General features: G+C 58.6%; 9 protein-coding genes and 2 pseudogenes. 4 read left to right on the top strand and 7 right to left on the bottom strand.

All coding sequences use genetic code 11. From position 1 onward, the window contains the following. Positions 1 to 530 precede the first annotated feature (530 nt). Positions 531 to 1319 (bottom strand): SDR family oxidoreductase, encoded by a 789-nt coding sequence (locus tag EOA36_RS15580; RefSeq protein WP_127278386.1) that lies wholly within the window; start codon positions 1317 to 1319, stop codon positions 531 to 533. After that, a complete protein-coding gene (locus EOA36_RS15575) occupies positions 1316 to 1645 on the bottom strand; it encodes a nuclear transport factor 2 family protein (RefSeq protein WP_127278385.1) in 330 nt (109 codons plus the stop codon). Before EOA36_RS15575 ends, EOA36_RS15580 begins: the two co-directional genes overlap by 4 nt. Before the next feature lie 126 nt (positions 1646 to 1771). Here EOA36_RS15575 and EOA36_RS15570 point away from each other — a divergent pair, with 126 nt between their 5' ends. Beyond that, positions 1772 to 2707: a LysR family transcriptional regulator gene (locus EOA36_RS15570; RefSeq protein WP_127278390.1), complete on the top strand. Its 936-nt coding sequence runs from the start codon at positions 1772 to 1774 to the stop codon at positions 2705 to 2707. Between the two features lie 244 nt (positions 2708 to 2951). Here the strand turns inward: EOA36_RS15570 and EOA36_RS15565 are convergent. Next, positions 2952 to 3556, bottom strand: a pseudogene (locus EOA36_RS15565) (EAL domain-containing protein); the annotation flags it as partial. A gap of 475 nt (positions 3557 to 4031) precedes the next feature. Between EOA36_RS15565 and EOA36_RS15560 the strand changes: the two are divergent. Beyond that, positions 4032 to 4424 (top strand): helix-turn-helix domain-containing protein, encoded by a 393-nt coding sequence (locus EOA36_RS15560; protein WP_127278384.1) that lies wholly within the window; start codon positions 4032 to 4034, stop codon positions 4422 to 4424. A 142-nt stretch (positions 4425 to 4566) separates the two neighbouring features. After that, positions 4567 to 4707: pseudogene (locus tag EOA36_RS15555) on the top strand (IS3 family transposase); the annotation flags it as partial. A 67-nt stretch (positions 4708 to 4774) separates the two neighbouring features. Here the strand turns inward: EOA36_RS15555 and EOA36_RS15550 are convergent. From EOA36_RS15550 to EOA36_RS15535, 4 genes are all read right to left on the bottom strand, one after another. Continuing rightward, a complete protein-coding gene (locus EOA36_RS15550; protein WP_189343789.1) occupies positions 4775 to 5524 on the bottom strand; it encodes an outer membrane beta-barrel protein in 750 nt (249 codons plus the stop codon). A gap of 230 nt (positions 5525 to 5754) precedes the next feature. After that, entirely contained in the window at positions 5755 to 7167 is a 1413-nt protein-coding gene (locus EOA36_RS15545; RefSeq protein WP_127278383.1) for a hypothetical protein, read from the bottom strand. Then, positions 7157 to 8356 carry an MFS transporter gene (locus EOA36_RS15540; protein ID WP_189553233.1) on the bottom strand — a complete coding sequence of 400 codons (1200 nt, stop codon included), beginning with the start codon at positions 8354 to 8356 and terminating at the stop codon, positions 7157 to 7159. Before EOA36_RS15540 ends, EOA36_RS15545 begins: the two co-directional genes overlap by 11 nt. Before the next feature lie 102 nt (positions 8357 to 8458). After that, on the bottom strand, positions 8459 to 9184 hold the full coding sequence (locus tag EOA36_RS15535; protein WP_245464364.1) for an AraC family transcriptional regulator: 726 nt from the start codon (positions 9182 to 9184) through the stop codon (positions 8459 to 8461). A gap of 373 nt (positions 9185 to 9557) precedes the next feature. On the opposite strand from EOA36_RS15535, the gene EOA36_RS15530 reads away from it, so the two are divergent. Next, positions 9558 to 10619, top strand: coding sequence for a class I SAM-dependent methyltransferase (locus EOA36_RS15530; RefSeq protein ID WP_348629811.1), 1062 nt, complete (start codon positions 9558 to 9560; stop codon positions 10617 to 10619). Positions 10620 to 10736 lie beyond the last annotated feature (117 nt).

Genomic DNA, 10736 nt, shown 5'->3' with positions numbered 1-10736 from the left:
GATGTAGAGGATGCTCTCGAACTTTCCGATGCAACTGAGGTTTGATCAGGCACGGCTCCGCTTCAGGAGTGGAGCCGTGACCAATTTGCGCCTTATGTCGGTCGTTCAGCCTGACCGGCATCGATCCCAAAAGCGGCCGTTCGGTCATGCGGGCAAGCAGCCCCTCAGGAATACCTGGCTTCCGGACATTCCAGTCAGTGCGCCTCGTGGGAACGGTCCGTCATAAGCAGCCTCATAGATTGGAGCTGAGAACGCCGTTGGCGGCTGAGTACGGGAACGCGTTTCATTACCGGCGACGGCTTTGCGTCAAATGTCGGCCACACCGATGTTCGCCCCCGCAACGAAGCCTCACCTAAGAACTTTGCCGGAGACAGTCGCTATAGGACCTTGGCCCGGATCGTAAAGGGAACGCCACTGTCGGAGGAAATCCTTAAACGTGCAAGGAAGCGCCTGCATCGCTAGGCGCTCCCGGTCTCGACGACGCCGTGACCGCTTAGCCAGCTCGACCTAGCGTGGACGAGTCCCCGCAATCAAACGGTCGGGACGGTGCCGCCGTCGATGACAAACTCGGCACCATGGATCGAAGCGGCCCGATCCGAGGCCAGATAGGCGATGACGTCGGCGACCTCGAAGGGTTCGGCTCCGCGACCTATTGAAATGCCGCCAAGGCCAGCCAGTACGAGTTGGCGCGCGTCCTCGATACTGCCACCGTTGGCGGCTTGGATGCGCTTGAGAAATACATTGGTCCCCTCGGTCATGATCCAGCCAGGAGAGACGACGTTGACCCTCACGCCCTTGGGACCCAGCTCCTTGGAGATGGACTTGCTGTAAGTCCGGAGCGCGGCTTTGGCGCTGGCGTAGGCGGTGGTTGCGTCGGGAAGCGGCAGGACCGACTGGATGGAGGTGACGTGCACCACCGCGCCGCTGCCCCGCTCGATCATCTGCGGAATCAGGAGCCGGTCGAGGCGGACTGTGGCTAGGAGGTTCAAGTTGAGCTCGGACAGCCAATGATCGTCCGTCAGGGCGACGAAGCCGCCGCCCGGCGTGGTCGAGCCCCCCAGCACATGGGCCAGAATGTCGACGCCGCCTAGACGCTCGACCGCCGCTTTCGTCAAGCTTGCCGCACCCTCAGCCGTTGTAAGGTCCGTCTGGACGAATTCGACGCAGTCGATGGGATCCAGGTCTCCGCGGGCGGAGGTGATCACCCGGGCGCCGCCGGCCAGGAAGCGGTCAACGGTGGCGCGGCCCAGACCCTTGGTGCCGCCGCTGATGAGCACGCGCTTTCCAGCGAACTCGGTCGGATCAGCCTTGATGGTCATGCCGTGATCTCCAGCGCTTTTATGGCGTCACTTTCGAGCGTAAAGCGGTAGGTGAAGCGGATCGGGCTGCCCTTAAAGTCGCCATGGGCAGGGCCTTCGACCACGACCTGACCGTTCTCGTGGCGAACGGCATCCGGCTTGAAAATCGCCCTGACCGGGATCACCGCTTCTTCGAACAAGGTCCGCATTCCGGTGTAGCCTTCGTGACGGCCTTCATCTGCAAAAAGGACCGCGTCGCGCGTGAAGGGCTTCAACATTCCGTCTACATCGAGACGGGCGTTCGCGGCCACATACGCGGCAATCGGGGATGGAAGTTCGGGTGTCATTGTTTTGTCCTTCTTACTGCTGGGGCAGCCTCGAATGGCTGCTTGCGGTTGGCAGTGAAGATAGAGGTGGACAGGTCGCACGATAATGGGGACAATTCGGGATGTTTCATCACGAAAGTCGGGATAATTGTGCAAAGTAGCCTGATGGAATTAGACGCAGTTCTGATGGTTGCGCGCCGGGGCAAGTTTCGCACGGCTGCGCTAGAGCTCGGAGTTTCAACGACCGCGCTCAGTAATGCGGTGGGAAAGTTGGAACGCACGCTCGGCATACGGCTATTCAATCGGACGACGCGAAGCGTTTCGTTAACAGAGGCAGGTCAGCAATTTGTCGCGCAGGTTGCTCCCGCCGTGCAGGACATTCATGAGGCGATGGACGTCGCGCGCTCTCAACAGGCCACGCCTTCAGGCACGCTGCGCATCAACGCCTTTCCGACAGCGGCGCGGGAAATTTTTTCGTGGCTTGTCTTACCGTTTCTGCGCGAGCACCCTCTGGTCCACATCGATATCGTCACGGAGGGACGCCTGGTGGACATTGTCGCGGGCGGCTTCGATCTAGGCGTGCGCAGCGCCGATCTCGTGCCGGTCGACATGATCGCACTGCCTTTGGGGAGTGGAAGGCGTAACGTTGTGGTGGGCTCGCCGCGCTATTTGGAAACACACGGGACGCCCATCGTCCCCCAGGATCTCGCCGAGCACTCTTGTCTTCGCGTCCGGCTTCCCGATGGCGCAATCTATCGCTGGCCCTTCGAGAAGGATGGACAATCGGTCCATATCGATGTCGACGGCGCCATCACCCTCGACGAAGCGAGCCTCGCACGCGCCGGCGCCCTCGCTTCCGTCGGTCTCACTCTGGCGATGGAATCCGACGTCCGCGACGACATCGGGGCAGGCCGCCTCGTTCGCGTGCTTGAAGATTGGACACCCACGCTCTCGCCCTTGAGCCTCTACTATCCGAGCCGCCGCAACCCGACCGCTGCGTTCAAGGCGTTCGTCGATTTCGCGCGGCGGCACAGTGGGGGCAGCGAGGCCCTGACGCCATCCATAGGTCGGGAAGCGCGATGAGCCTGGGCACGCTTGCCGCCCTGCATCTGTGCGCTGTCTGCATAAAGCATATGAGTTGCGGAGCAGCTCACAAAATCACGGGACACTACTTGAACAAGTGACCACCACCCAGCGGGCTCGCACGCCAGAGCACCGGGTCAGCGGCCATCGAACGAGACACGCGCTCGGTAAGCCGGTCGTACCCTATGCTCGGGTTAGACCGTCGCGTAGGCACTTTGCAAGCTCAGGCCGGCGTGTGGCGATCTCAGGACGCTGTGCGCATTCGCCGGCTGCTTAAAAACTCCATGATCTTGTATGCGCTCATCGGTCGGCTGAGCGCATAGCCTTGCAAGATGTCACAGCCCAAATCCTTGAGGATCTTGGCCTGCTGCATTGTCTCGACACCTTCGGCGATGACTTCCACCCCCAAGGACCTGCCAATCTGCACGATTGATCCTACGACCTCGCGCTGCTGGTCTGACCCGGCGATTGGACTAATAAGTTGGCGTGCAATTTTCAGCCGTCGTGGTTGCAGTTTGAGCAAGCTGACAATCGACGCGTGGCCGGTGCCAAAATCGTCAATTTCTATGTCGATTCCGAGTTCCTTGATCTGGTTGACGTTCCAAACCATAAGCTCATCGGTATCGTCGAGGAAGATTGATTCGAGGAGCTCGAACGAAACGGTTCCTGGTTTTATTGAAAGTGAAGTCAGGCTGTTGATCAGTTCATCGTCCTGCAGCCGTCTTGCCGAGACATACACCGAAACGCGCGGAACCAACAGCCGGGCTCTTTGCCACTGATCAAAGTCCCGGAGAGCTTGCTCGAGCACTAGTCGGTCAATGTCGAAACGACATTCAACTCTTCCGCAATTTCATCACAGCCGGAAGACTGGTCCAGGTCATCAAGGTGCGGAAGCGCTGATGAATGGCAAATTGCAAGGTTGAATCTCGGTCGGCCTAACTTCCGACCGGTGCAGGGTATAGGAGCAGACTTAATCGAACCTTGGTGCCTCTGCTCAAAATTTAGAAAAGGCTCATGGAGATCAACGCTGATTGTCAGTCTGGACGGTAGATCGACGAGGAAAGCGAAACGGTCGGAAGCGAGTATCGCGCCAAGCGCTGCCACCGGCGGAAAAGGAAAGCGACAAAGCAGTCATCTCAACCCGCAACCGCTATCTTCTGCAGCGCGAAGGCTGCAACCGCCTTTTGTCAGGAAACGACGCATGGCTGTCCTGATTCATGGGGTCGGGTTCGTGTGAACTGACCCCCGAAAGTTGGACACAACCTTCGGGGGTTTTGCATGTCCAGATATAGTGCGGGTTTCAAGCGCTCTGTTGTCGGTAGCTATGTCCCAGGTGCACGGCGATGCCGGGCCGTCGGGCAAATACGATCATTACGACGCGGCGTTCAAGCTGTCGGTGCTCGAGCGGATGTGGAAGGAAGGTCTGTCGCATCGCCAGACGGCGGCACTGTTCAATATCCGCAATGCCGGTTGCCTGACGGAGTGGGAGAAGCGCTATCATGCGGACGGAATAGAGGTGCTCGGCCCACGCCCCAGAGGACGACCCATGTCGAAGCCGACCCCCGCAGTGCCTGTTGCAGCCCGTGACGAGGCCAAAACCCGCGAAGAACTGCTGGCCGAGCTGAAGCATCTGCGGATGGAAAACGCTGACCTAAAAAAACTGGAGGCCTTAACGCAGGGACACGCGCCCAAAAAGCGCAAGCCGTCCAGTCGTTAAGGCCGTTGCATCCGCTTAAGGGCCTGCTCGAACTGGCGAAGCTGCCACGCAGCACGTTCTATTACAGGCAAAAGGCGGCCGCGCGCCCGGACCGCCATGCGATGCTGAAGGAGGCGATCAAGACCATCTTCGACAACCCGGAACCTTCGACACCGTCCAAAGCCTGGACGAAGCCATCACGGACTACATCGACTACTACAACCAACGCCGCATCAAACTGAAACTCAAAGGGCTGGCCCCTGTGCAATACAGGACCCAGCCCTTAAATCTACCAGCTCAATGAACCGTCCAACTTTACGGGGTCAGCTCAATCTGCCGGGCTTTCTTCTCGATGACTTTGTGGCTACAAACTACTGACCCATCCCGAACTTGTAGGTCAGCCTAGCCATCACGGCATCAACCTTTGCCACTGTGCGATAGGTCTCAGGATTAGCACCCAGGCTGCCGTCATCGAACACGTTGTTGCCCGTGCTCGTCTTATGACCGAGGTCAATGTGGGTGTAGTCGACGCCGAGCGAGAGGTTGTTCGTAACGGCGTAGTCGATGCCGGCGCCAAGCGCATAGCCATTCTGCCAATCATTTTTCTCGTAGGTCACGAGAGCGTCGTTGTCTCGGGCTCGGAAATCGACCTTGCCGCCGGCATAACCCGCCTTCGCGTAAATCAGCACGCGATCGAAGGCATAGCCGACGCGGCCAACGACCGTTGCGTAATTCGAGATCTTGACGGTTTCGGTGTCACTGTCCGGGAAATAGGGACTGGTGATGGTTTTTCGGATGCCCGTTGCAGTCCAGGTCGCCTCGCCTCCCAGCACGAATTGCCCCCACTGCCATTGCGCGCCTGCATGAATACCTCCAGCTACGCCGGCTTTGTTGAAGTCAAAGCCTTCCGTGCCGGCCGGAACGGCGTCGGTGAAAAACCCACCGTTCGGCTCCGTTACGTCCGTCGCCGTGATGTCACCATTGGCAACGCCGAGGTGGCCGCCGACATAGAAACCGCTCCAGTCGTAGGCCGACCCAGCGATCGGCGCGACCATGTCGGCTGCTGAGGCTGTGCTTGCCGACAGGGCAGTAAAGGCGATAACTGCTAAGAATCTATTCACGATTTTTCTCCCAACCCAAGACAATCCCTCGCATATAGCAATAGCCGGGACGGCTCTAAAAGTGTGTGATGTTTTTGCCACAAAGACATATTAGTTGCCACTATGAAGCATGGAGAGGTTCGATATCACCCCGGCACTTGCGAAAGGCAAGATAATGCCAAGTACAGCCCGATAGTCGGCACTCTTGCCGAGGATTCGGCTGACATTTAGCTACGGGCAGTCGCCCAGTCTTAGGAAAAGGCCCATTCTGGATCGCTTGGGGCAATCGCTCGCTCCCGCAGCAGTGAGCCAAGTTCAGTCCACGAGGGATCAGAAACGAAACTGCTCAGACCTCCACAGGCATCAGCGAAAGGCATATCGCCGAAGCGGTCGATGACCTTGCTGGTTTCGCCTATGCTGCCCTTTCGGATCGACTCGAATGGATTCTCATCGCATTCAATGACGCGATGCCCCCAAGCTCCTGGCACATCATCGCTCGCGATAGCGCGTCGAAGGTCCGCATCCATGTCTGCGGTCTCTAGAGCCCGACAAATGACGTAGCGCATCAGGGGATAGTAGACTGGCTGGTGGCTGCCTCCAAGCGCGCGCACCCCGGGCAGGATCGACAGGACCAGAAACATGAGGAGCAGATTCGGAACAAGGCTGCGGTTCGCTAGCCGCTCAATGATATCGGGAGCCGCGAAGCGAGCTACCTTCGTTCTGGTCGCCAGATTGACGAGTTCTCCACCCACCATGCGCAGCGGCAGGCGCTTTCCGTTTTCATAGTACCAAAAGAAATCCGTACCGCGTGCGAACCAGCCACCCCAGGGGCCAGCCCCCAGCCTGTCGATCTCGTCAAGGATATTCAAAGCCAGCTTTGGGCTTTCCAGCAACCTCGTACGCAGCCAGGAATCCTGGTCTGATAGGTGGTCCGCCACCAGGTCGGCAACATCCTCATCGTCGATTTGCAGGAAGGCAAAGCTCTCTCCGAACAGATTTGGCCAGAGGATACGATTGGCTGCCTTGATGGCATGCGCAGGCCGCTCGAACTGCGTCTTCGGCAGAAGGCTGCGAAGCAGGGCGGGGGCGTCTCCCTCGGCATTTGGCTCCGTTGGCACCAGCTCGAACCGGTATGATCCAGGCCCGGTCAGAAGGCTGTAGCCGATCATCTGGCTTCGGCTGAGACCGAACACGTTCACCGGCTTCCCGTCAATCATGATCCAGCCTGGCCCCTTGCGGGGCTTTTCAACGAGACTCACCGTTGAAACGGCATAGGAAACGTAGGTCGAGCAGCCATGCGCCGAGAGGCCAAGCAGGCTGAAGATATGCGTGTAATAGGCCTCTGGCTCCATGAGGAGAAACAAATGCGGGCCGGTCTGCAACACGCGGCGTTGTTCTAGATCTTTGCATATTTGGGAGACGGCGTTGATCGGCAATCCGTTTCGCGTTCCCGCGTTCCTGATCGTGTCGAGCAGCCTGGCAAGCGCGCGGCTGCGAATTTCGGGTTCCTGTTTCTGGGCAGGCGCTTCGAACAAGCGGGACGCATAATCGCGAAGAGGGCGGCAATGATAGGAGCGCGTCCAAGGATAGAGCGCCGCCAGAGAGTCCAGCACCGCGTGCTTGGCGCCTGTGTCGGTCGCTAGCTCGTCCACCTCACGGTTCATCCTTTCGCTGCGCGATGCCGATGCTCAATGCAGGAATGCTGATAAGGAGCAACACTCCGAATCCGAAGAAGATCGTCGAAGGAAATACACTCTCGCCTATAACGCCAGCGATGCTGAAAATCACCAGTCCGAGCGCGACAGCGAGACTGTGCATGACGCCCTTGGCCCTGCCCAATACATTGCCATGCATCCGCGACTGCAGTGTGACCTCGATACTCACCCGGCCCAGATTGTAGAGAAACCCCAGAGTGGCGAAGACGATCAATGTCCAGGGCGCCCGTAAAGTGATCAACGACATCCACGCGAGCGCCGTTGAGGCCAACAGCATGAGGTGCAGTATAGGACCACTGATCGCTCGTGTCAGCCTGACGAGAACAGCCGCCCCAATAACCGAACCAGCCGACCACGCGGCCTCAAGGTAGCCGAAATCGGCGGCGGTGCCTTGCTGCTCTTCGAAGACGAAGCTTGATCCGATCACCGTGACCAGCACCGCGCCTCCATAGAGAAGGGCATAGGCGGCAAACAGACGAAGGAGATTCCTGTCCATGTTCGGTGCCAGGCCTGTGGCCGTTCTGACACCTTGCGGGGGGAGGCCTGGCCGCATCCAGAAGAGTGAACCGGCTGAAACGAGGAACAACAGGGCGAGCACCAAGAACGTCAGGGCAGGGGAGCGCCCACCTAGCAACGACCCGGCTAGCAACGCTGCGCCGAGGCTGCCAAACTGCATGGTGAAGAACACGGTGGAATTCGTGGTCGCAAGTTCGGCTCCTCTCGTCATGAGCGGGATCATCGCTTGCGAGGCGGTCAGCGCGACACGATCGCAAATCGAAAAGAGCGCCGCTGACACGCAGAGTGTCAAAAAGGCGTCCAGATACAGCACCGAACAAGCCGTAGTGAGCAAGATGGCAAAGCGACCGAGGTCGGTCGCGATGTTCAATCGCCGTCGGTCAAACCGGTCCGCTGCCAGGCCGGCCAGAGGGCTTGCGACGAGTTCGACAACGCTGACGGTCGCAAGCAGTGCCGGCACGCCGGAGCCTCCGTAGCCTGCTGTGACAACAGTCCAGGCGGATGCGATGTAATAGCCGTTTCGACCGACTGCCGCTGATAGCGTGCTGGCCAGGAATCCAAGCCATAGCCGGGACTGGACGCCTGATCTCAGGTTAGCGTGAATTTGAAGTGTATTTGACAAGGGCGCATCCAATCGACGCTTGTCATACCCGCTGCCCAGATTGATGCTTAACAATCACGCCTGATTTTTCAGTTCGTTGCTGAAATCACCGGAAGTATTGAATCAGATCCTGGACCGGCGGCGGTATTCCGTCGGACTGACGCCGAACGCCCGCTTAAAGGCGATCGTGAAATGGCTTGAGCTGCCGAACCCGCATTCCAGCGCGATCTCCGTCGCCGACAAATTGGTCGATCGCAGCAGGTCGGCGGAGTGATCCAGTCGACGCCGTGCGATGAACGCATGTGGCGTCATCCCGGTCGATTGCTTGAAAGCCCTACTGAAATGGAAACGGCTGACACCGACCTCCTTTGCCAGATCGGCGAGAGTGGGAGTCTCGTCCGACGACGATTCGATCATTGCGATCGCACGTTTGAGATCGAAGGCCGACAACCCGCCTTTTGCCGGCTCATGATAGTGACCGTTGCGCCTGACCATCTGAACGAGCAATTGCATGGCCTGGCTCTCGACCATCGTCACGCTGATCGGATCGGGCTGCCTGAGCTCGATGGCGATCCGTTGCAGGGCCATTTCCACCGTGCTGTCCCGAAATCCGATCGCAGCCGGCATGTCACCCGAGCGATGGCGCACCATCCCGCCGAACGCTTCGTCGGTGAACCCTTTTTCAATCGAGATGAGCAGGTAGGCGGCCGTCGGCTCTCCTTCGTCCCACCCCGTCCAATCACTGCCGGCAGGCATATGGATTACCGAGCCAGCCCGACGCGGCGAAAACGAGATCCGACGCCCGTCGACGAAATCCTCTCCGCGGCTTGCCGCCCCTTTCAGGTTCATCAGAAATATATGGCCCGGGAACGAAATTGCTGTTTCCTGGCGCTCCAGACCAGTTCTCCTGATCAAGTCTGCCTGTATGTGGCCCCAGCTGTCATGTTGGTGTGTAAGCGTGTGGTGCTGTGAACGGCGGATCTTGTTGGGATCGAGGCAAGGAGTGTCCACGGATGGGAGCAGCCTTCATACTGAGAGTAGCCCACCCTCCCGTGTTTTGCCTAACCAGAGGTTGCTGGACAAATCACAACTAACTTAGGATTGGTAGAAGATGTGACTTTAGTAAAAAAATGGCAATCGTAGGAAAGCCGCTCATTTTCTGCAGGCCTACCAGTGCCCCGGCCAAGACTCGAAGCATTTTTAAACATTAGATCTCTCTTAATTGAGTGAAGTTTCCTGTCGAGCTCGTGGCATCTCACCAAAGCAACGGTGCGGGAGGCATAGTGCGATGCGAGGACTCAACGACTTCCTGGCCGAATGCGACCAGGGACCACGGATCAACCAGCTGGCAGGTTTTTTCGCTGCAACCGCAGCGGGCAAAAGCGGGATGCCAGTTCGCAAGCCTCAGGCCGATACACGCCTTCTGCCCAGCGATGAACTCCTGCGCGATCTCGTTCGCCTGCACGCCGCCCGGCAAGGCTTTTTCGACCAGCATTATCACGGCAGCATTCCCTACAGATTGGAGGAGGAGTGCCGGATGGCCTACGCGGTGCTGACCTATGCCCGGCGCCGTGGATCCGCGCTGTCGCTGTACAGCCTTGGAACAGCCGAAGGTACGATGGCCAGAACCCTGTCTGAATTTTCGGACGGGCAGATTCTTTCGCTGTCCTGCAGCCCGAACCCCGAGAACTACAAGTCCTTCGTGGCCTATGGCGAACCGGCCCACGCCGAATTCTTCATCGGCCCGTTCCACTGGTTGACCAAGGATGCGCTCGGATCGGATCGGCGGCTGACCAAGTTCACGCAAGGCTTCGACGTCATCCTCGAGGACACAACCTTTCAGATGTATTCGCCTAACAGGCCCAAGCAGATCGAGTTCGTAACCCAGCACCTCAAGGACGGCGGAATTTTCGTCTTCGTCGAAAAATTCAGGGCCGCCGATGAAAGCGACTATCAGCGCCGAGAGTACCAGAAGGATTACGGCTTCAAGGCGAGGTACTTCCCCCCGGACGAAATTGTAAAAAAGAAGACGGACGTCCTGGGGACCATGTTCAACAATGAGGTGACCCTGGCGGAGATGGCGCGCTCCGTAGGTGAGCATTTCAGATACTGCACGATGACGTGGAACAGCGGCAATTTCTGCAGCCTTGCGGCAAGCAACAGCAAGGAAAATCTCAATCTCTACGCCTCACAGATGTCGACGCCGGCCATCCCGCATGAATATGTCTACGAGATCAGCCTCTCTGACGCAGCGACGATCGCCATGACGGACAATCCGACATGACGCAGCCATGGGGTGGCAGCTGCGCCGAAGCTCCAGGCGGCCGGCAACACTGTTGATCGCCTGAGTGCCGCCCGTCCGCAAAACGGATCCGATCGCATACCCGCGAGACAGGCAACC

This window comes from Mesorhizobium sp. M8A.F.Ca.ET.021.01.1.1 (genome assembly GCF_003998025.1).
GTDB lineage: Bacteria > Pseudomonadota > Alphaproteobacteria > Rhizobiales > Rhizobiaceae > Mesorhizobium.
The sequence above is the reverse complement of the archived record's forward strand: the minus strand, read 5'-3'. Positions and strand labels throughout refer to the sequence as shown.